Genomic DNA, 19,881 nt, shown 5'->3' with positions numbered 1-19,881 from the left:
CCTGCGGTAAGCGCTGGCAGGCGCAGGCAGCGTTCAGACACCGGTTCTGCACAGCTGCAATCGGACCGTGCAGAATCGGCGCATGACCACGCCCAGCACGCTGTCCGCATTGACCATCGCCGGCTCCGATTCCGGCGGTGGTGCCGGCATCCAGGCCGATCTCAAGACCTTCGCGGCGCATCGCGTGCACGGGTTATCGGCGATCGCCGCCTTGACTGCGCAACATACCCGCGCCGTCACCGCCGTGCACATCCCGCCGCTGCCGTTTCTGCAGGCGCAGGCGGATGCCTGCTTTGCCGATTTCCAGATCCAGGCCGTCAAGCTCGGCATGCTGGCCAATGCCGACGTCATCCATTGCGTGGCCGACCTGCTCGAACGGCATCGCCCACCATTCGTGGTGCTCGATCCGGTGATGGTGTCCACCAGCGGTGCGCGCCTGCTTGAAGACGCCGCGCTGGACGCCTTGCGCACCCGTCTGCTGCCGCTGGCCACGCTGGTCACCCCCAACACGCCCGAAGCGGAGCTATTGACCGGCCGCCGCATCGACGACGCCGATGCCGCCGAACACGCCACCGCCGCACTGCTCGACCTGGGCGCCAACGCGGTGCTGCTCAAGGGCGGCCATCTGCACGAAGGCGCACGTGTGTTCGATCGCTTCGATGACGGCGTCACCCAGGATGCCTTCGTGCATCCACGTGTGCAGGTCGACGCACATGGCACCGGCTGCAGTCTGTCGGCCGCGATCGCCGCGCAACTGTGCCAGGGCCTGTCGCTCCTCAATGCCTGCGAAGCGGCCATCGACTACGTGGCACGCGCAATCCACCTCGGCCAACGCCCCGGGCACAGCGATGTGCTGGTGCTCGACCACTTCGGCGCTGCGCACGGCGCATGAGCGTACACAGCACCACCATGAGCGCGAGCGCCGCCGACGGGCACCGCTGGCAGGTAATGCGCTACGCGCCGGCACAGCCACTGGCCGCGCTGCTATGGCTGCCGGCCTTGGGCGTGGCGGCGCGGCATTATCAACCGTTCGCGCAGGTGCTCGCATCGGCCGGCATCGCGGTGTATCTGCACGAATGGCGTGGCAATGGCAGCAGCAGCCTGCGCCCGTCGCGCGAGCACGATTGGGGTTACCGCACGCTGCTGGCCGAGGATCTTCCGGCCAGCCACGCCTTGCTGGATCGGCACGACCCGCAACTTCCACGCATCCTGGGCGGCCATAGCCTGGGCGGCCAACTGGCCTGCTGCCACGCCGCGCTGCGGCTCACGCCGGCGACGCATGCCTCACCGCTCGCACAGCTGTGGTTGGTGGCCAGCGGCTCGCCCTACTGGCGCTACTTCCCGCGTCCCATGCGCTATGGCCTGCCGTTGGCGTTTCGCGCCCTGCCGTGGCTGGCAAAGCTGCAAGGCGTGCTGCATGGGCGCAGGCTTGGCTTCGGCGGGACCGAAGCGCGCGGCCTGATCGCCGACTGGGCACAGGTGGGCCGCAGCAACCGCTATCGCGCCGCCGGCGCGACCTGGGATCTGGAACATGCACTGGGTGCATTGACCACTCCGATCACTGCACTAACCTTCGCACGCGACAACTTCGGTCCGCCGGCGGCGTTGCACGCACTGCTGGGCAAGATGCCGCAGGCACATGCCCGGCTGCAGCACCTGCAGGATGCGCAGCTGGGCGTGCGCAGCGATCACTTCGCATGGATGAAGGCGCCCGCTGCAGTGGCTGCCGCGCTCGTTGGCAGCCTTGGTGTCGAGGTCAACGGCAATCGAAGTTCACAAAGGGATTGACGAGTACGTCAGGCATCCGCATAATTCCGCTCCTGACGAGGCGCCCGTAGCTCAGTTGGATAGAGTACCTGGCTACGAACCAGGCGGTCGGGAGTTCGAATCTCTCCGGGCGCACCATCTTCAGGAACCACAAAAGACAGCATTGAACCGCTGTCTTTTCAGTTGAACGTCCAGCTGTGTTGCAGCGGATGGCAAGTCAAAACAAGATATGCGCCCGTAGCTCAGTTGGATAGAGTACCTGGCTACGAACCAGGCGGTCGGGAGTTCGAATCTCTCCGGGCGCACCAATCTTGAAGAAAACGACCAGCTTGCTGGTCTTTTTTTTGCCTGTCGTTTGCTCCCTGCCCTGCACGTCCGGTATTGCAACCACGCAAGGGCGAGCCGCGGCATGACGCTGGAAACCAGGACAAGATCGCCGTTGCGTTCAACACCCGGGACATGGATGGCCGCGCGCATCGCCGTGCAGTGCGAACGTTCGCGCTGCCGACGCGAGCGGCTTTCACCGCGCACGTCGAACGCCTGCACACGACGATCAAGCCGTGGCGCGCACCGCTTCCGCGTCGCCCACCACCACGACCGGCAACAACGAGGTCACCGGATGGCCGGCGTCGCGCCATGCATCCAGTCCGCCGCGCAGCGGGCGCACATCGCGATAGCCACGCTCACGCATCCGCCCCGCCAACCAGGCCGCAGACACTTCGTCCGGGCATGCGCAATAAATCACCACGCTGCGCTCGCGCGGCACGCTGGCCAGGATCTGCGCAAGCTGACGCTCGTCGGCAAATACCGCGCCAGGGATCGTGTAGGGCTGCAGGTCGCGATACCCCGGTGCCCGGATATCCAGCACGGTGGGCCGCAGGCTTTCATCGCCATCCAGCAACGGCACCAGCTCGTCCACCGCGATGCGCGCATGGTCCAGCGACCGCAGCAGGCTGTGGCGGCGCCACCAGCGCCAGCCGACGTAGCCCGCCAACAGCGCTACGAGCACCGCCACGGCTCCGGAGCCCAGCTCCGACAGGAAGCCGAGCACATCCTGCACCTGATCGGCGAACACGGCCCCCAGGCCCAGCCCGACCAGGGCCCACAGCGAGGCACCGAACGCGTCGTAGCGCAGGAAGGCGCCGGGCCGTACCCGCATCGCGCCGGCCATGGGCACCGACACCATCGACAGGCCCGGCACGAACTTGGCCACCGCCAGCACCCGTACACCCCAGCGCGAGAAAAACCGCTCGGTCTGCTTCATGCAGGTATCGCGTGACAGCGACAACCGGCACAGCGACTGCAAGGTGCGGTTACCGAAACGACGGCCGGCCAAATACCAGGCCAGATCGCCCAGCAGGCTGGCCAGCACCGACACGCCCCACGCCGCCAGACCGGCCAGCCACGCATCGCTACCACCGCGCAGCGCGTAACCGGCCCCAACCAGCACCAGTGTCGGTAACGCCGGTACCGGCAGCCCGAGCGACAATGCCAGTACGTTGGCGAACACCAGCGCCAATCCGTACTGTTCGATCAAGCCTTGCATGCGGGGACCCTGCGCGACGGCGAGCGGCCATTATCCGCTCTTGGTCATGCCACCGGCTGCCTGGCAACAACGAAACGATACGTTTCGGCGAGCGCCTGCAACCAGTGCGCGAACAAGTGGTCCCGACGCAGGGCACGCCGCCACCACCCCAGCGCTTCGCCTTCCTCGCCCGGCCGCCACGCCAGGTAGAACGTCTCGTCGGCTTTGGGGGTTTCCACGGGCACCTCGACCAGCAGGCCGTCGTGCAGCGCGCCACGTGCGTACGGCTCGGGCAGGAAACCGTAGCCGGCGCCGCCAAGCTGCAGCAGCAGCTTGGTGTGCATGTCCGGCACGGTCAGCACATCGCGCCCAGACAACAGGCCGACGGTGCGCGGCAGCAGACGCCGCGCCGAGTCCGCCACGGCAATCGCCCGATGCTCGGCCAGCTCGGCCACGTCCAGTCGTTGCGCGCCCGCCAGAGGATGCGTGGCCGCCACCGCGAACACGAAGCGCAAGGTGCCGATCGGCTCGGCGACATAGCCGCCCCCGCTCGGCCCCTCGCCGGCCGCCACGATCAGGTCCACACGCCGGTCCAGCAAGGCCTCCCAACTGCCGGACAGCGACTCGCTGAGCACGCGCAGCCGGGTGCTGTCGGCCACCGTGTAGAAGTCCAGGATCTGCGGTTGCAACAACGCCGCCGGCAGGACCGCATCCAGCCCGATCGCGAAATCCGACTCCCAACCCGAGGCTACCCGCCGCACCCGCACCTCCAGCTCCTGCGCGGCGCGCAACAGGTGCCGCCCTTCGCGCAATAGCTCGCGTCCGGCCTGCGTCGGCGTCGCCTTGGGGCCGACCCGCTCGAACAGCTGCACTCCCAGGTCCTCTTCCAGCTTGGACACCGTGTAGGAGATGGTCGAGGGCACCTTGAACAACACCTTGGCCGCTGCGGCAAAGGAACCACGGCGGTCGATCGCATCCAGGATCTGCAAGGCCTCGAGGCTGATTTTCATTGTTCGATTTTTTCGATGATAGCGACCAAATCTACTCGCTTTTTCTCCCGCACGTACAGGCAGAGACTACGCATCAAGCCGCTGGGACAGCGATTCAGCCCCCAACGCCAATTCGAATCTTTCAAGGAGCAGCATCATGTTGAATGTCCGTAAGAGCGAAACCCGTGGCCGCGCCGAACACGGCTGGCTGTCCTCGCGCCATACCTTCTCCTTTGCCAGCTACCACGATCCGCGCCATATGGGCATCGGCCCGCTGCGGGTGATCAACGAAGACAAGGTGGTCCCGGGCGAAGGCTTCGGCACCCACGCCCACCGCGACATGGAGATCATTTCCTACGTCCTGGGCGGCGCGCTGGAGCACAAGGACAGCATGGGCACCGGTTCGGTGCTGCACTACGGCGACGTGCAGCGCATGAGCGCAGGCAGCGGCGTGACCCATAGCGAGTTCAATCACTCGTCCAGCGAGCCGGTGCACTTCCTGCAGATCTGGGTGATGCCCGAGCGCAACGGCATCGAACCGAGCTACGAAGAAAAGCACTTCGATGCCGACAGCAAGCGTAACCAGCTGCGCCTGATTGCCTCGCCCGGCGGCGAAGACGGTTCGCTCCGTTTGCACCAGGATGCACGCCTGTATGCCTCGATCCTGGACGGCGACGCACGCCTGCAACAACCGCTGGCCGAAGGACGCATCGGCTACGTGCAGGTGGCGCGCGGCAGCCTGAGCATCAATGGGCAGGCGTTGTCGGCCGGCGATGCGGTGCAGATCATCGGTGAGCCGGAGATCGTGCTGGCCGATGCCCGCGATGCAGAAGTGCTGGTCTTCGATCTACCCAAGTAAGTGCCGATACGCCACTGCGGCACGCGCAGGCTTGCGCGGCCTGCAGCGGACGGGGGCACACGTCAAAACACAAAGCCCGCTTCTGCGGGCTTTGTGTCGTATGCGGGTGTGCTCGCCCTGTCATCCACGTCTGACGCCCCTGGCAGACATCATGCCGCGCTGATGCCTCCATGTACCGCCTTGTGCCTAGGCCGCCTGCGGCTTCATGTCCGCAGCGGCCGGTGCGCCGGCTGCTGCAGCGCCGGGGTCGTCACCATTGACCAGCGCGAACAACGCGTCGGCATCGGCTTCCAGCACGCGCGCCGATCGCGCCAGATCATCGACCATCTGTGCCTGGTCGCGCGCCTGCACGCCGATCGATTGCAGCGCCGTGTTGGCAGTCGAAATGTCCTGCGCCTGCTCCTGGCTGGCCGACGCGATCTGCTCCACGGTCGCGGTGACGCGCAGCACCGAGGTCACCACATCCTGCATCACGACACCAGCCTGTTCGGCCAGGCGCGAGCCATCACCGACCTGGTCGGTCGCGTTGTCGATCAGCGAGCGGATTTCCTTGGCCGAAACGCTGCAGCGCTGCGCCAGACTGCGCACTTCGGTCGCCACCACGGCAAAGCCACGGCCCTGCTCGCCCGCCCGCGCCGCTTCCACAGCGGCATTGAGCGCCAGGATATTGGTCTGGAAGGCGATGCCGTCGATGACCTCGATGATCTGGCCGATCCGGTCGGTGGCCGAACGGATCCCGGCCGTGGTCTTGACCACGTCGGCAATCACGTCCGCACCGCGCCGCGCCACGGCAGCCGACTCCTCGGCCATGCGTCGCGCCGAGCCGGCATTGTCGGAATTGGCGCGCACCGTCGCGGCCAGCTGATCGATCGTGCAGGACGTCTGCGCCACCGCGCTGGACTGCGTGGACACGCGGTTGACCAGGTCCTGGTTGCTGGCGGAAATATGATGCGACTCGCGCTGCACGTTCTGCGCGATGCTCATGGTCTGCCGCATGAGGTCACGCATGCGTTCGGCCGAGCGCACCTGGTCGGTCACGTCGGTGGCGTACTTGACCACCTTGTACGGGCGTCCGGACACATCCAGGATCGGGTTGTAGGACGCCTGGATCCACACCGCACTGCCGTCCTTGTGCAGGCGGCGATACCGGCCCACATCGAACTGGCCGCGCGCCAGCTTCGCCCAGAAGTGGCGGTACTCGTCGGACGCGCGGTAGGCGGCATCGACAAATACGCCATGGTGCTTGCCGATCGCCTCTTCCGCCGCATACCCGAGAATCGCCAGAAAGTTGTCGTTGGCAGCCAGCACGCGGCCGTCGAGATCGAACTCGATGACCCCCATCACCTTGTCGATGGCGCGCATGCGGCCATCCGCATCGGCAGAATCGATCACCTGGCGCGTCACATCGGTGGCGTACTTGACGACCTTGTATGGGCGACCCAGTGCATCGAGGACGGGGTTGTAGGACGCCTGGATCCATACCTCGGCACCGTCCTTGCCGATGCGCTTGTAGCGACCGGCATCGAATTCCCCGCGACCAAGCGCGCCCCAGAACGCACGATAGGACGCCGACTGACGCGTTTGCGCATCCACGAACATGCCGTGGTGTTTGCCACGGATCTCATCGAGCCGATAGCCCATCACCTGCAGGAAGTTCTGGTTGGCATCGAGTACCGTGCCATCCAGCGAAAATTCGATGACTGCCATGACCTTGTCGATCGCGTCGATCCGCCCTTCGAAATCGGCGGTCTGCCGCACCTGCTCGGTGATGTCGGTGGCGTACTTCACCACGCGGTAGGCCTTGCCCGCTCGGTCCAGCAACGGATTGTAGGAAGCATTGATCCAGACCTCGCGGCCGTGCTTGTCCAAGCGGCAGAAACGCCCTGCGTTGAAATCGCCGCGCCGCAGCCCCGCCCAGAACTGGCGATAGCTTTCGCTGTCGCGATCGCTCTTGGTCACGAACATGCGGTGATGCTGGCCGACGACCTCGTCGCGCCGGTACCCCATCAACGACAGGAAGTTCTGGTTGACTTCGAGAATGCGGCCATCCAGATCGAATTCGATCACCGCCATCACCCGGTCCACCGCGTTGGCCTTGTGCTGCAGCCCACGGCTCCAGGAAGAGAACAGGCGTCCAAGCAACGATAGGCGCATCACATCGACATCCGAGATATGGGTCACCCCCTTAACGACCTGCGCACCGGTTACTTGACCGCAATTGCAACCGGCGTCTCGCGCGGTTCAGATGCAGCCAAGCTGCGAGCCGACCACAGGCAGGCAGGTTCACCGTGGGGGACATCAGACGGCCGTCTTGGCTGCCGGCGTCACTGCCTCAATCGACAAGTAAACGCGCTTCAACAACTGGAATGTACGGGCGATGCCATGAGCTCCGGATCCAGATGCAACCGAGCCCACGAGCTGGATCTCGGATGCACTGCATGTGCGCAGGGGCAGCTCGCCGCGTCAGATCAGCCATTGCCTGAGTTGCACGCATCCCAGCGATGAGCACTGCGCGCACACGGAGTCTGGTTTGCCGCACCCAGCCGCAGTGAAGCTCACAACGGTCGATACCCGGCACCTGGGATCACTGGTTGGCCGTCACTTCCAGACGCGGGCCGCCTGCACGCCCGGCGACGTGACTGCGCTTTTCGCAGCACAGCTGCGCATTGCGTGCTCACTCATCGGGTTGGACGCACAAGAACGATACGTGAGTGCAATGCACGTCGTCGCTGTGCGCGATCGGCGTTCGGCATGGCAGTAGTGAGAAAAGTGGCACCCCGGATGACCAGATCATGCATTCGCTGCGATGACTGACACGCATTCCGCGTTGCAGGCGCAAAGCAACGGGAATCGATCGGGGATGCCCAATTGGACGGAACGCAGAAGAAATCGATGCGCCTTCATCCGCGATCTGCCATTCGCCGCTCTATCACGTACTGCTTCGCCACGTACTGCTTCGCAGACAGCCACACGCCGGCACGTGCTTCACACGAACCAAAAACAAAAACGCCTGCAAATCAATGATTTGCAGGCGTTCGGAACACTGGCGGAGCGAGAGGGATTCGAACCCTCGATAGAGCTTTTGACCCTATACTCCCTTAGCAGGGGAGCCCCTTCAGCCGCTCGGGCATCGCTCCAGTTTTTGCGTCCTGCCGCGATGTCCGTGGCAGGCCGCGAAGAATACCGGGTAACAGGGGCTAACGTAAACCCTTTATGACGATCAATTCGAAGAATCGTCGCCGTGATGCGCGCCAGAGGCAACCGGCTCGTCCCCACGTTGGATGCGCTGATAGATCTCTTCGCGATGCACAGCCACATCTTTTGGTGCGGTGATACCGATACGCACCTGATTACCCTTGACGCCGAGCACGGTAACAGTGACCGAGTCGCCGATCATCAAGGTTTCGCCTACCCGGCGAGTGAGGATCAACATTTTGCAAATCTCCTGGAACCGGTGGGTTTCCCACCAGCATCGACGGCCTCCTGAGTGAGACGCGCCCTAGGTAAAGGGAATAGACCAGAAATGGTAGCGGGACATCCTGCCAGCCATCAAGGCATAGCAGGACAAGTGTTCAGCCCAAGTGTTGCTTGACCCAGGAGGGCACACCGTCGAGTGCGGTCGCAAGGGCGGGCCCGTCCTCGCCACCACCCTGGGCGAGATCCGGACGGCCACCGCCCTTGCCCCCGATCTGACTGGCGATATGGCCGAGGAGTTCCCCCGCCTTCACCTTGCCAGTTGGGCTGCCATTCACGCCGGCAACGAGCGCAACCTTGCCGGCCGATGCACCGGCCAACACGATCACCGAATCGCCCAGCTGCTGCTTCAAACGGTCCATCGCATCGCGCAGTGCCTTTGCGTCGAAACCTTCCAGGCGCACGGCAACCACCTTGACCCCGGCAACGTCGATCGCACCGGCACCGAGGTCGGCCGTCGCGCCGGAGGCCAGCTTGGCCTTGAGCGATTCCAGCTCGCGCTCAAGGCGCTTCTGACGCTCGGTCAGCGCGCGCACCTTGTCGACCACCTCGGTGGTGTTGCCGCCGAGCAGACTGGCCGCGTCGGACAAACGGCGCTCTTCGTCGGCCACGTAGTCCAGGGCACCCTGCCCGGTCACCGCCTCGATGCGGCGCACGCCAGAGGACACGCCGCCCTCGGAGGTGATCTTGAACAGACCGATGTCACCGGTGCGGGTGACATGGGTGCCGCCACACAATTCGGTGGAATAGCCGCCCATCTTCAGGACGCGCACGTTTTCGCCATACTTCTCGCCGAACAAGGCCATCGCGCCGAAATCCAGTGCCTCCTGCATGGCCATGTTGTGCACTTCGACGCCGTGGTTGGTACGCACTTCGGCGTTGACCTTGCGCTCGATTACCGCCAGTTCTTCCGCAGTAATGGGCTGGAAGTGCGAGAAGTCGAAACGCAGGCGATCGGGCGCCACCAGCGAACCCTTCTGCTGTACATGCGTGCCCAGTACTTCGCGCAGCGCGGCGTGCAGCAGGTGCGTCGCCGAATGGTTGAGGATGGTCTTGCCGCGGCGCTGCACGTCGATGCCTCCGGCCAGCACATCGCCCAGCGCGAGCGTGCCTTCGGTAATGCGTCCCACATGGCCGTGGAACTGGCCGGCAAATTTCTGGGTGTCTGCAACCTCGATCGATACATCGGTATTGCTCAACTGCCCGCTATCGCCGACCTGTCCACCGGATTCTGCATAGAACGGGGTACGGTCGGTGAACACGATGACCTCATCACCAACCTCGGCACGCTCGACCGGACGGCCCTGCTTGAGCAGCGCGACAACCTTGAGCGCGTCGGCGTCGTGCGCCTCATAACCCAGAAACACGGTCGGCGACATGGTGGCGACCAGATCGGCCGGTAGCGCGACGCCGCCGCCGAACTTGCCTGCCGCACGCGCGGTTTCGCGTTGCCGCTCCATCGCAAACTCAAAACCCTCCATATCGACCCGCATGCCGCGCTCACGTGCGATGTCGGCGGTCAGGTCGACCGGGAACCCGTAGGTGTCGTACAGACGAAAGGCATCGGCGCCGGGAATGACGTCCTGCGAGCGTGCCGCCACGTCGTCGAAGATCTTCATGCCGGCGTCCAGCGTCTCGGCAAAGCGCTCCTCTTCCGCCAACAGGGCGCGTGCCACGGTGTCCTGCGCGGCGGCCAACTCCGGGTAGGCCTCGCCCATCAGCTCGACCAGCGTCGGCACCATCTTGCTGAAGAACGGCTGGCGCACACCCAGCATCCAGCCATGGCGCAGCGCACGCCGGATGATCCGCCGCAGCACATAGCCGCGACCTTCGTTGGAAGGCAGCACGCCATCGACGATCAGGAACGAACAGGCGCGGATGTGATCGGCGATCACACGCAACGACTTGTTTTCAAGATCGGTGATGCCGGTCAGCGCACTGGCCGTGCCGATCAAGGCCTGGAACAGATCGATCTCGTAATTCGTGTGGACGTGCTGCAGGATCGCGGCCAGACGCTCCAACCCCATGCCGGTGTCCACGCACGGCGCCGGCAGCGGCACCAGGGTGCCGTCGGGCTGGCGGTCGAACTGCATGAAGACCAGGTTCCAGATCTCGATGAAGCGGTCGCCATCTTCGTCGGGCGAGCCGGGCGGGCCGCCGGCGATGTGATCGCCGTGGTCGAAGAAGATCTCGGTACACGGACCGCACGGACCGGTGTCGGCCATCTGCCAGAAGTTATCCGACGCATACGGCGCGCCCTTGTTGTCGCCGATGCGCACGATGCGGCTTTCCGGAATGCCGATCATGTCGCGCCATAGGGCGAATGCCTCTTCGTCGGTGTGATACACCGTGACCAGCAGGCGGTCCGCCGGCAGTTTCCAGACCTGGGTCAACAGCTCCCATGCCCAGGCGATGGCGTCCTTCTTGAAGTAGTCGCCGAACGACCAGTTGCCCAGCATTTCGAAGAAGGTGTGGTGGCGCGCGGTATAGCCTACCGAGTCCAGGTCGTTGTGCTTGCCGCCGGCGCGCAGGCAGCGCTGGACGTCCGCGGCGCGCACGTAACTGCGCTTTTCCGCGCCAAGGAAGACGTCCTTGAACTGGACCATGCCGGAATTGGTGAACAGCAAGGTCGGGTCGTTACCCGGCACCAGCGGCGCGGATGGCACGATGGTGTGGCCCTTCCCCTCGAAAAACGCGAGGAAGTCACTACGGATCTGGGAAGTGCTGAATTTGGCAGGTGCGTTCATGAGCTGGCATTGGGCGGGCGGCAGTCCCGGTCACCCAATGAAATGTGGGCGCAGAGGAGCGGAACAACCTGAAACCACGAAGGGTAGCAGGCCTGACGCCCTCAGTCCTCAAGGTCGAAGCGGGTGGCGCGACGAATACAGTCGCCGTCGAAACCGCGCCTGGCCAATAGATCGGCGGCCTTACGCCGCTGCGGCAGATCGACCGGCCCTTCTTCACCAAACCGGCGCCGGATCAGATCACGTGCGTTCTCGATCCAATCGCCTTCAAACGTGGCCATGGCAGCACTGACGGCATCGCTATCCAGGCCATGGGTTCCCAGCTCGGCACGGATGTGCAGCGGGCCATAGCCCGACCCGGCGCGGTTACGGACCACTGCCGCGGCAAACCGGGCGTCATCCTGCCAACCTTCGCCCGCGAGCCGCTCGACCGCGGCCTGTGCGGCCTCCGGCTCGATCCCGCGCGCCAGTAGCTTTCGGTTCAATTCCTTGCGTGAATGCTCGCGTCGCACCAGCAGGCCGAGTGCGCGCTGGACCGGCGTCTGCTCCTTGAACCGGCGTCCCCGCTTTGGTGCGGGTTCTTGCTCGTCCATTGTGACGTGTCCCCCTAACGCTGAATCAATGCGCCCTCCGTGGCGCCTGCCCTCCTGGCCTTCGATAGATCTACCGCGAGAAGCAACGGCACTGACTCCGCCGTCCTCGCGATAGAAAAACTTGGCGCGTCACCTGCAGCTGGCTAACAAACCGATCGAGAGCGCTTGAGTCCGCCGAGTCCATCACCGGACCCGGCCGGCCGTCTGCAGTGCCAACGCACCTGTCGCAGCCGGCCGCCAGCGGTTGCGCTTATTCCTTCTCGGCGTCGTCGCCTGCTTCGCGGGGCGCTTCGGCGGGCTGGAACTTCTCGCGCAGCTCTGCTTCGAGCTTGGCAGCGACCTGCGGGTTGTCGCGCAGGTAGCCACGCGCATTGTCCTTGCCCTGACCGATACGCTCGTCGCCGTAGCTGTACCAGGCGCCGGCCTTGTCCACCAGCTTGGCTTCCACACCCATGTCGATCAGTTCGCCTTCGCGGCTGATGCCTTCGCCGTAGAGGATTTCGGTCACGATCTGCTTGAACGGAGGTGCCAGCTTGTTCTTGACCACCTTGATCTTGGTCTGGTTGCCGATGATCTCGTCACCCTTCTTGATCGCGCCAATGCGACGGATGTCCAGGCGCACGGAGGCGTAGAACTTCAATGCGTTACCGCCGGTGGTCACTTCCGGGCTCTGGCCCGGCATCATCACGCCGATCTTCATGCGCAGCTGGTTGATGAAGACCACCAGCGTGTTGGATCGCTTGATGTTGCCGGTCAGCTTGCGCAGGGCCTGGCTCATCAGGCGCGCCTGCAGGCCCGGCAACTGGTCGCCCATTTCGCCTTCGATTTCCGCCTTCGGGGTCAGTGCGGCCACCGAGTCGACCACCACGATGTCCACCGAGCCCGAGCGCACCAGCATGTCGGCGATTTCCAGCGCCTGCTCACCGGTATCGGGCTGCGACAGCAGCAGGTCGTCGACGTTGACGCCCAGCTTGGCGGCATAGATCGGATCCAGCGCATGCTCGGCATCGATGAAGGCAGCCGTCCCGCCCTTCTTCTGGCACTCGGCAATGGCCTGCAGGGTCAGCGTGGTCTTGCCCGAGGATTCCGGGCCGTAGATTTCCACGACGCGGCCTTTCGGCAGGCCGCCGATCCCCAGTGCGATGTCCAACATCAGCGAACCGGTCGGAATGATCTCGACCGCCTCGATCACGCGGTCGCCCATACGCATCACGGAGCCCTTGCCGAATTGCTTTTCGATCTGGCTCAGTGCGGCGGAAAGGGCGCGCTTCTTGTTCTCATCCATCTGGGTGATCCTTGTCAGTGATTTCGGTGTGGAGCTAATGTAGCGGCGGTGTATCGCACAGGCTGAGACTGGCGGCGACACACTCAGATTAACGATGCAGCCCCTGCGCTGGCAGCGGTGAATCCTGCGCTACCGGCTGAGAAAAAAGCCAGCGCGCACATCGGCACAATCCTTAGCGATTGGGCCTCAGTAGCCCGCAATACAGGCCTTCGATGGCGAAATCCTGATCCGGCAGCACTTCGATCGGCGCATAGTCCGGGTTGCGCGGCAGCAGACGGATCCGGTCCTTGCCGATCTTGAGCAATTTGACCGTGATCTCTTCTTCGATCCGGGCCACCACGATCTGCCCGGAGCGGGCGTCGCGGGTGCGGTGCACGCCAATCAGGTCGCCGTCGAAAATGCCCTCGTCGCGCATGGAGTCGCCCTGTACCTTGAGCAGATAGTCCGGCGAGGGCGAGAAGAACACCCGGTCGAGCACGACGAAGTCGTCCGAGCCGATATCGGCACCAATCGGCAAGCCCGCCGCCACGCGGCCCAGGACGGGCAAGCGCAGCACGTCGTCGCGCGCCGGCTCGCTCACCGGCGGCGTGCGCGGCTGCGCGCCCTGCCCGGCCAGCCGAATCCCGCGCGCCTGTCCCGGCACGCGGCGGATCGCCCCGGCCTGCTCCAGGGCCTCCAGGTGATATTGCGCGGCGCGCACGCCCTTGAAGCCGAAAGCACGGGCGATTTCGGTCTGCGAGGGCGGAACGCCGTCGGTCTCGATGCGCTCGGCGATCAAGGCCAGGATGGCTTGCTGGGTATCGGTCAGGTCCATGGTTAGTAGTATTACTACTAATGACACGCGACGCAATACCCAGAAGCAGCGGTCGTTCGGCTGCGATGACCGGCTCCGCTATCGCCGGCTGCGCCAGATCGAGAACAGGATCCAGATGCCGCACAGGCCGGCACCGATGAACCCACCGACGCCCAGCCCAAGCAGCCAGCGGCTGGCGCTACCGCCGACGCTGTTCATGACGATCGACGAGCCGATCACCAGCGCGGCGGTGACGATGCCCATGGTGAGGCGATTGGCAGCGCGGTCGACCTGCTCGCCGAACTCGCGCAAGGCGCGCGTTTCCACCTGCAACTGCAGCTTGCCGCGCCGCGCGGCCTGGATCAGCCGCTTGAGATCGCGCGGGAGATCACCGATCAGGTCGATCGCGCCAGTTACGGTGCGACGGCTGCGCCGCAACATGGCGCGTGGTGCATAACGCTGCACCACCACACGCTCCAGATAGGGCCGCGCTTCGGTGGCCATGTCGAAGTCCGGGTCGAGCTGGCGCCCCATGCCTTCGAGGGTGAGGAAGGCCTTGATCATCAGCGCCAGATCCGACGGCAGCGTCAGGCCGTGATCGCGCAGGATCGCGGTGACGTCGCCCAGCATCGCGCCGATGCGCAACTCCTTGAGCGGCACGCCGCGGTACTCGTCGACGAAGGCTCCGATGTCCTGCTGCAAACGCGCCTCGTCGATATCCAGACTGGTCCCTGCCCACTCCAGCAACACGTCGATGACCGCGTCGGCGTCGTAGCTCACCATGCCATGCAGCAGCTGTGCGACCTGAAACCGACGCTGCTCGGACACCCGCCCGACCATGCCGAAATCGATGACCGCGATCCGGCCATCGCGCAGGTAGAAAATGTTGCCCGGATGCGGGTCGGCGTGGAAGCAGCCGTGCTGCAGCACCATCTTGAGCACGATGCCGGCGCCTGCCCGCGCCAGCGCACGGCGGTCCAGTCCCGCCGCATCGACTGCCTGCAGGTCGCGCCCGGGGATGCCGTCGATGAATTCCTGCACATTGAGCGACTCGCAGGTCCACTGCCAGTACACCGCCGGCACCACCACCTGCGGGTCGTGCGCGAAGTTGGCGGCGATGCGCTCGGCATTGCGGCACTCTGCGGCGAAGTCGAGCTCGCGCCGCAGTGAAACGGTGAACTGCTGCACCACTTCGGTCGGGCGATAGCGCTTGAGATCCGGTGCGCGTGTCTCGACGATATCGGCCAGCCGCGCGAGCAGGCGCAGATCCGCATCGATGGTGTCGCCGATGCCGGGGCGACGGATCTTCAACACCACCGGCGTGCCATCGGCCAACCAGGCGCGGTGGGTCTGCGCCAGCGATGCGGCGGCCAGCGGGTGTTCGTCCAGGCGCGCGAAGACGGTGTCCGGTTCGGCGCCCAGCGCGGCCACCAGCTGGGGGCGGACCTGCTCGAACGGCAATGCGGGCACCGCGTTCTGCAGCTCGCTCAGCTCGTCGATCCACTCCGGGGGCAACAGGTCCACGCGCGTGGCCAGCACCTGGCCCAGCTTGACGAAGGTGGGCCCGAGTTCTTCCAGTGCGCGCCGCACGCGCACCGCCGCAGACATGCGCAAGCGACCTTCGGCGTTGTTCCAGTGCAGCAGCCGGCCGGCACGTTCGAGCACATCGGCCAGCCCGATCCGGCGCACCACATCGCCGAAGCCATACCGGATCAGGACCGCGGCGATTTCCTGCAGACGCCCGAGGTCACGGACGGTGCCCAGCGCTTCCCACATCAGTGCACCGCCTGCATGTAGTGGGCTGCGTAACCGTGCGCGCGGATCGGCGACGGAGCGGGCGACCTGTGGGCATCCGGTCTATGTGCCTGCGCTGGATGCCATCGCCAGCATGTCTCCGCCGGCGCTGGACGCACGCAGCGCGCGTCAGAAACGCATGCCTGCAGGGCGACATCGGAACGGTCGCTACATCCGCCTGCGTGCAACGCAACAGAACACACCGCAGCGGCCGCACAGTCGCCAGAAAAAAAGGACGGCCACGCATCATCAACGGCAGTGGAAAGCGGCAGCAACATCGGCACGCAGGTCGGCAGGCGGACCCTGTTTGTAGCCGATCTCGGCGACGCTGTCGCGTCTTTGGCCGGGCCCAGGTTTGGCGCGACTCACAAATCGCGGCAGGCAGCAGCCAGGCGGATCTGGGCAGCGCAGACCGCCGGATGCAACCGGTTCGGCCCATTCGGGGCCGCGCCCGCGCCCGCTCGACGGCAGCACAGCGACCTGCTGTCGCTCCAGGCAGGCAGGACTGCGCCTGTGCACCGACTACCGCGTGCGGTGAGAGCGACGCGCTCAATAACGCAGCCGCAAGGTCACCCCATAGGTCCGCGGCGCGCCCAGGAACGCGTTCCAGGAGCCGGCCTGCAACGGTGTATCGATGACGATCTGTCGATAGGTTTCGTTGCCCAGATTCTCCGCCCAGGCTTCCAGCAGCCAACGCTTGTCGTCTGCACCGATGCCCACCCGCGCATTGAGCAAGGTGTAACCGGGTTGCGCTTTTTGCGGATCCAGGTCGGAGCCGGCGTTGTACTCGGAGCTGTATTTGGCTCCGACGTTGGCGCGACCGGTCAAGCGGTTGCCCAGCGCGTGCTCGTAGGTCACCGACAGGTTGGCCGACCAGCGCGGTGCAAAGCTCGCTCGGCTGCCGGGCAGCAACGCCAGCTCTGCATCGGGCAACACATCATCGCCATAGGTGGTGTCTGCATAGCTGAGCCCGCCCTGCACCATCAGCCCGGGCAAGGCGCCCTGCCAGAGCACTTCGGTATCGATGCCGCGCGACACCACGGTGGGAATGGCGCGAACCACGAAACTGGTGCCGAGAAAATTGTTGAGCTGGAAGTCGCTGAAGTCCTGGTAGAACAGCGCTGCGTTCACCAGCAGGTTGCCGCCGAGCCAGGTGGTCTTGGCGCCGAGTTCGTAGCTGTCGACGAATTCGCCCGGAAACGAGGTGTCGTCCACCGGCAGGATGCCTTGCACGCCGCTGGACAGGCCGTCGGAAGATTGCACGCGGTCGAGATTGAAACCACCGGCCTTGTAGCCGCGCGCCGCCGACGCGTAGGTCATCAGTGATGCGTTCCAGCGATACGCCAGCTTGGCGGTGCCGGACCACTCGCGTTCGGTGCGGCGCTGTTCGGTCAGGCGGCCGGCGTGCGCGATATTGGTCCAGGGCAGACAGCTGAAGCCGATGACCTGCGGCGCAATGGAAGGCACTGCAGCTGCGGGCACGCCGCGCGAGACGAGCGCAGCGCCGATGCGCCGCAACGCGGCCGGATTCACCTGCCCGTCGGCGGCAAAATAACTCGCGCAGGCCGGGCTCCCATCGGGGTTTTCAAACGCCGAGCGCAAGGCCTTGTGCTCGTAGGTGTAGCGCAGGCCGACCACCACATCCAGCGCATCGGTGGCATGCCAGGTGTTGTTGGTGAACAACGCGGCGCTGGTGCCGTCCTGCCGAAACCGGTCCTGGCTGCCCTGCCCGCGAAACAGGCTGCCGGCGGGCAGGCCGGTGGTATCGGCGAGAAAACGCGTTGCGTCGGCGCGTGCTGCCAATGCCGGATTGATGCGTGCAAGCATCACGCTGGATAGATAGGGCTCGTAGGCGCTGCCAAACCGATAGGACTCGTTGCGGTGCAGAGTTTCGTCGGCATAAAACGCGCCGACCAGCCAGTCGACGCGCTCGGTGGACCCAGCCAGGCGCAGTTCCTGGCTGAAGGTCCTGAACTTGGTGAGCATCTCGTTCTCGCGCGCCTGGCGGTAGAGGATGTCGGCAGCGCCATAGTCGAAATCCAGGCCGTTGACCGACTTCCAGTCGCGCAGTGCGGTGATCGAGGTCAGCACTGCATCGTTCAGCCAGGGCGTGGTCCAGTCGACCTGCGCCGACACGCCCTTGTCCCGGATGTCCTGCGCCGTGCTGCGGTTGCTGTAGGCGCGCCTGCGTTGCGGCTCTGCACGCGGGCTCGTGCCCTGACCGCCAGGCGCCAGCGCATCGATCAGGGCGGCGGTGGGACCACGCTCGGTGGTCACGGTGACGCAGCAGTTTTCCTTGCGACTGGTGGCATCGGCGGCAAGATTGATATCCAGATCATCGCTGGGCTCCCACAACCACTGCACCCGCGCAGTACGCAAATTCTGGTCCCCATCATCGGTTGCGGTACGTGGGCCGGCCCCGGTCACCACCTGGTCGAAGCCGTCGCGACGACGTCTGGCTGCATATACGCGCAACGCACTGGTCTCGCCCAGCGCGTCGTTGAACGCGCCCGCCACGCCGAGCGCACCGTAATTGCCCGCGGTGATCTCGGCATCGGCACTGCGGGTGAAACTGGGGCGACGTGTGACCACGTTGATGACGCCGGCAGAGGTGTTCTTGCCGAAGACGGTGCCCTGCGGTCCTTTCAGCACTTCGATGCGTTCCAGCTCGCCCAGGTCGGCGAAGCTCACGCCATTGCGTGCACGCGCCACCCCGTCGATGACCACGCCGACCGAAGATTCGAGCCCTGCGTTGTCGCCCACCGTGCCGATGCCGCGGATGCGTGCAGTGGTCTGCGCTGCGCTCTGGCTGCTGGTCACGATCAAGCCCGGCACCAGCACCTGCAGTTCCTTGATGTCGTGCACGCCGCTGTCCTGCAGCAGTTGTTCGGGCAAGACCGACACGACCACCGGCACATCCTGTAGCGATTCCTCGCGCTTTTGCGCGGTCACCTTGAGCGTCGCCAGGGTCGCCGGCTCATCAGGCGCGGTCTGCGCAGAGAGAGGCCGTGCGGGCAGCGCTGCCAACAGGGCAAGCGCCAGCACGGTGCGGTGGTGCCGTTGCATATCCATGAGTGTCCCCCGACGAGATCGCGTGCGCTGCCTGCAGCCAGTGCCGCAGCTATGCGCGCGGTGCCACCTTACCGGGTTCGACGCCCTGTCGCGTGCCACCAGCGGAATGCGCGGAGCGCCCGACGAACGCGGGCCGCACGCAGGATGCATGCAAGCCATGCGCCGCCAGAGGCAGGACTCATCGGCAATGGAGAACGGCAGTGCCCACGCTCACACTAAAATCGAAATGCCGGCGATCCGCCGCGCGAGATGCCTGCCCGCAGAATCAAAGCAGTGCACTCAGCCCACGCAACGCGGCCACCACGGTCTGGCGCCGTACCGCATCGCGATCGCCAGCGAACTGGAACAGCTGCGCCGTGGCGTAGCCGCCGCGCCGCTTCCAGCCGATCCACACCGTGCCGACCGGCTTGTCGTCGCTACCGCCGCCCGGCCCGGCGATGCCGGTCACCGCGACTGCGATGCTTGCACCGGAGTTGACCAGCGCGCCGGAGACCATTTCGATCACGGTTTCGCGGCTGACCGCACCGTGCACTTCCAGCGTCTGCGGTCGCACGCCCAGCAAGGCCTGCTTGGCCTCGTAGCTGTAGGCGGCCATGCCGCAATCGAACCAGTGCGACGAGCCGGCAACGTCGGTCACTGCCTTGGCGATCCAGCCGCCGGTGCAGCTCTCGGCCGTGACCAGTCGCTCGCGCGCAGCAAGCAGTTGCTGACCCAGGGTTTCGGCCAGCTGCTGCAACTCGGAATCGGCGGACAAGGACATGGGCACGGCGATGAAGGAAGGCAGCGGACGTTTTAGCCCAATTCGCCGCCCCTGTCTGCGGCTGGCCCGGCGCGCCGGCCCCGGCGGCGTAGCCGCGATTCAGTCGCGCTGTGTTGCCTGGCAGCGGAAGCGAGGGCATGGCGTGCACAACGGCGCTCGCTCACTGCGCCGCCGCTGCGGCGATATGACGTCCATCCGCCGCCGCAACGCCAATCCTTTCCAGCCC

14 protein-coding genes and 3 tRNA genes are annotated in these 19,881 nt (G+C 65.3%); 5 read left to right on the top strand and 12 right to left on the bottom strand.

Features of this window, described 5'->3' with window-relative positions:
- Positions 1–82: 82 nt before the first annotated feature.
- The 4 genes from thiD (at position 83) to ACCQ12_RS08675 (ending at position 2,075) form a co-directional block, all read left to right on the top strand.
- On the top strand, positions 83–892 hold the full coding sequence (gene thiD / locus ACCQ12_RS08690) for a bifunctional hydroxymethylpyrimidine kinase/phosphomethylpyrimidine kinase (protein WP_372383390.1): 810 nt from the start codon (positions 83–85) through the stop codon (positions 890–892).
- On the top strand, positions 889–1,788 hold the full coding sequence (locus ACCQ12_RS08685; protein ID WP_372383389.1) for an alpha/beta hydrolase family protein: 900 nt from the start codon (positions 889–891) through the stop codon (positions 1,786–1,788). Before thiD ends, ACCQ12_RS08685 begins: the two co-directional genes overlap by 4 nt.
- Positions 1,789–1,828: 40 nt before the next feature.
- Positions 1,829–1,905, top strand: a tRNA-Arg gene (locus ACCQ12_RS08680).
- Positions 1,906–1,998: 93 nt separating this feature from the next.
- Positions 1,999–2,075, top strand: a tRNA-Arg gene (locus ACCQ12_RS08675).
- Positions 2,076–2,320: 245 nt separating this feature from the next.
- Here ACCQ12_RS08675 and ACCQ12_RS08670 read toward each other — a convergent pair.
- Both ACCQ12_RS08670 and ACCQ12_RS08665 read right to left on the bottom strand, forming a co-directional pair.
- Positions 2,321–3,313, bottom strand: coding sequence for a DedA family protein/thiosulfate sulfurtransferase GlpE (locus ACCQ12_RS08670; RefSeq protein WP_047694125.1), 993 nt, complete (start codon positions 3,311–3,313; stop codon positions 2,321–2,323).
- 44 nt (positions 3,314–3,357) lie between these two features.
- Positions 3,358–4,302, bottom strand: coding sequence for a LysR substrate-binding domain-containing protein (locus ACCQ12_RS08665; protein WP_372383388.1), 945 nt, complete (start codon positions 4,300–4,302; stop codon positions 3,358–3,360).
- Between the two features lie 136 nt (positions 4,303–4,438).
- Here ACCQ12_RS08665 and ACCQ12_RS08660 point away from each other — a divergent pair, with 136 nt between their 5' ends.
- Positions 4,439–5,140, top strand: coding sequence for a pirin family protein (locus ACCQ12_RS08660; RefSeq protein WP_039563828.1), 702 nt, complete (start codon positions 4,439–4,441; stop codon positions 5,138–5,140).
- 186 nt (positions 5,141–5,326) lie between these two features.
- On the opposite strand, the gene ACCQ12_RS08655 is transcribed toward ACCQ12_RS08660, so the two are convergent.
- The 10 genes from ACCQ12_RS08655 to ACCQ12_RS08610 form a co-directional block, all read right to left on the bottom strand.
- Positions 5,327–7,270 (bottom strand): methyl-accepting chemotaxis protein, encoded by a 1,944-nt coding sequence (locus ACCQ12_RS08655; protein ID WP_260178116.1) that lies wholly within the window; start codon positions 7,268–7,270, stop codon positions 5,327–5,329.
- 914 nt (positions 7,271–8,184) lie between these two features.
- Positions 8,185–8,277 (bottom strand) — tRNA-Ser (locus ACCQ12_RS08650).
- Between the two features lie 83 nt (positions 8,278–8,360).
- Positions 8,361–8,573 carry a carbon storage regulator CsrA gene (csrA, locus tag ACCQ12_RS08645; protein ID WP_003481884.1) on the bottom strand — a complete coding sequence of 71 codons (213 nt, stop codon included), beginning with the start codon at positions 8,571–8,573 and terminating at the stop codon, positions 8,361–8,363.
- A 139-nt stretch (positions 8,574–8,712) separates the two neighbouring features.
- Positions 8,713–11,361 carry an alanine--tRNA ligase gene (gene alaS / locus ACCQ12_RS08640; protein WP_372383387.1) on the bottom strand — a complete coding sequence of 883 codons (2,649 nt, stop codon included), beginning with the start codon at positions 11,359–11,361 and terminating at the stop codon, positions 8,713–8,715.
- A 101-nt stretch (positions 11,362–11,462) separates the two neighbouring features.
- Positions 11,463–11,951: a recombination regulator RecX gene (gene recX, locus ACCQ12_RS08635; protein WP_039563830.1), complete on the bottom strand. Its 489-nt coding sequence runs from the start codon at positions 11,949–11,951 to the stop codon at positions 11,463–11,465.
- 250 nt (positions 11,952–12,201) lie between these two features.
- On the bottom strand, positions 12,202–13,236 hold the full coding sequence (recA, locus tag ACCQ12_RS08630) for a recombinase RecA (RefSeq protein ID WP_039404226.1): 1,035 nt from the start codon (positions 13,234–13,236) through the stop codon (positions 12,202–12,204).
- A gap of 172 nt (positions 13,237–13,408) precedes the next feature.
- Positions 13,409–14,050, bottom strand: a complete 642-nt coding sequence (gene lexA, locus ACCQ12_RS08625; protein WP_039404224.1) for a transcriptional repressor LexA — start codon at positions 14,048–14,050, stop codon at positions 13,409–13,411.
- Positions 14,051–14,128: 78 nt separating this feature from the next.
- A complete protein-coding gene (gene ubiB / locus ACCQ12_RS08620) occupies positions 14,129–15,805 on the bottom strand; it encodes a 2-polyprenylphenol 6-hydroxylase (protein ID WP_372383386.1) in 1,677 nt (558 codons plus the stop codon).
- Positions 15,806–16,372: 567 nt separating this feature from the next.
- Positions 16,373–18,895, bottom strand: a complete 2,523-nt coding sequence (locus ACCQ12_RS08615; RefSeq protein WP_179455164.1) for a TonB-dependent receptor — start codon at positions 18,893–18,895, stop codon at positions 16,373–16,375.
- A gap of 265 nt (positions 18,896–19,160) precedes the next feature.
- The gene (locus ACCQ12_RS08610; protein ID WP_039404219.1) at positions 19,161–19,655 is read right to left on the bottom strand and encodes a CinA family protein; all 495 of its coding nucleotides are present in this window, start codon (positions 19,653–19,655) and stop codon (positions 19,161–19,163) included.
- Positions 19,656–19,881 lie beyond the last annotated feature (226 nt).

The sequence above is a fragment of the Xanthomonas sp. NCPPB 1068 genome (assembly GCF_041479385.2).
GTDB classification, from domain to species: domain Bacteria; phylum Pseudomonadota; class Gammaproteobacteria; order Xanthomonadales; family Xanthomonadaceae; genus Xanthomonas; species Xanthomonas cannabis.
This window is presented reverse-complemented; position numbering and strand designations above follow the sequence as displayed.

Bases quoted from the DNA above. Each gene is read 5' to 3' on its own strand.
- thiD (WP_372383390.1), top strand. From the start codon at position 83: ATGACCACGCCCAGCACGCTGTCCGCATTGACCATCGCCGGCTCCGAT.
- ACCQ12_RS08685 (WP_372383389.1), top strand. From the start codon at position 889: ATGAGCGTACACAGCACCACCATGAGCGCGAGCGCCGCCGACGGGCAC.
- ACCQ12_RS08670 (WP_047694125.1), bottom strand. From the start codon at position 3,313: ATGCAAGGCTTGATCGAACAGTACGGATTGGCGCTGGTGTTCGCCAAC.
- ACCQ12_RS08665 (WP_372383388.1), bottom strand. From the start codon at position 4,302: ATGAAAATCAGCCTCGAGGCCTTGCAGATCCTGGATGCGATCGACCGC.
- ACCQ12_RS08660 (WP_039563828.1), top strand. From the start codon at position 4,439: ATGTTGAATGTCCGTAAGAGCGAAACCCGTGGCCGCGCCGAACACGGC.
- csrA (WP_003481884.1), bottom strand. From the start codon at position 8,573: ATGTTGATCCTCACTCGCCGGGTAGGCGAAACCTTGATGATCGGCGAC.
- alaS (WP_372383387.1), bottom strand. From the start codon at position 11,361: ATGAACGCACCTGCCAAATTCAGCACTTCCCAGATCCGTAGTGACTTC.
- recX (WP_039563830.1), bottom strand. From the start codon at position 11,951: ATGGACGAGCAAGAACCCGCACCAAAGCGGGGACGCCGGTTCAAGGAG.
- recA (WP_039404226.1), bottom strand. From the start codon at position 13,236: ATGGATGAGAACAAGAAGCGCGCCCTTTCCGCCGCACTGAGCCAGATC.
- lexA (WP_039404224.1), bottom strand. From the start codon at position 14,050: ATGGACCTGACCGATACCCAGCAAGCCATCCTGGCCTTGATCGCCGAG.
- ubiB (WP_372383386.1), bottom strand. From the start codon at position 15,805: ATGTGGGAAGCGCTGGGCACCGTCCGTGACCTCGGGCGTCTGCAGGAA.
- ACCQ12_RS08615 (WP_179455164.1), bottom strand. From the start codon at position 18,895: ATGGATATGCAACGGCACCACCGCACCGTGCTGGCGCTTGCCCTGTTG.
- ACCQ12_RS08610 (WP_039404219.1), bottom strand. From the start codon at position 19,655: ATGTCCTTGTCCGCCGATTCCGAGTTGCAGCAGCTGGCCGAAACCCTG.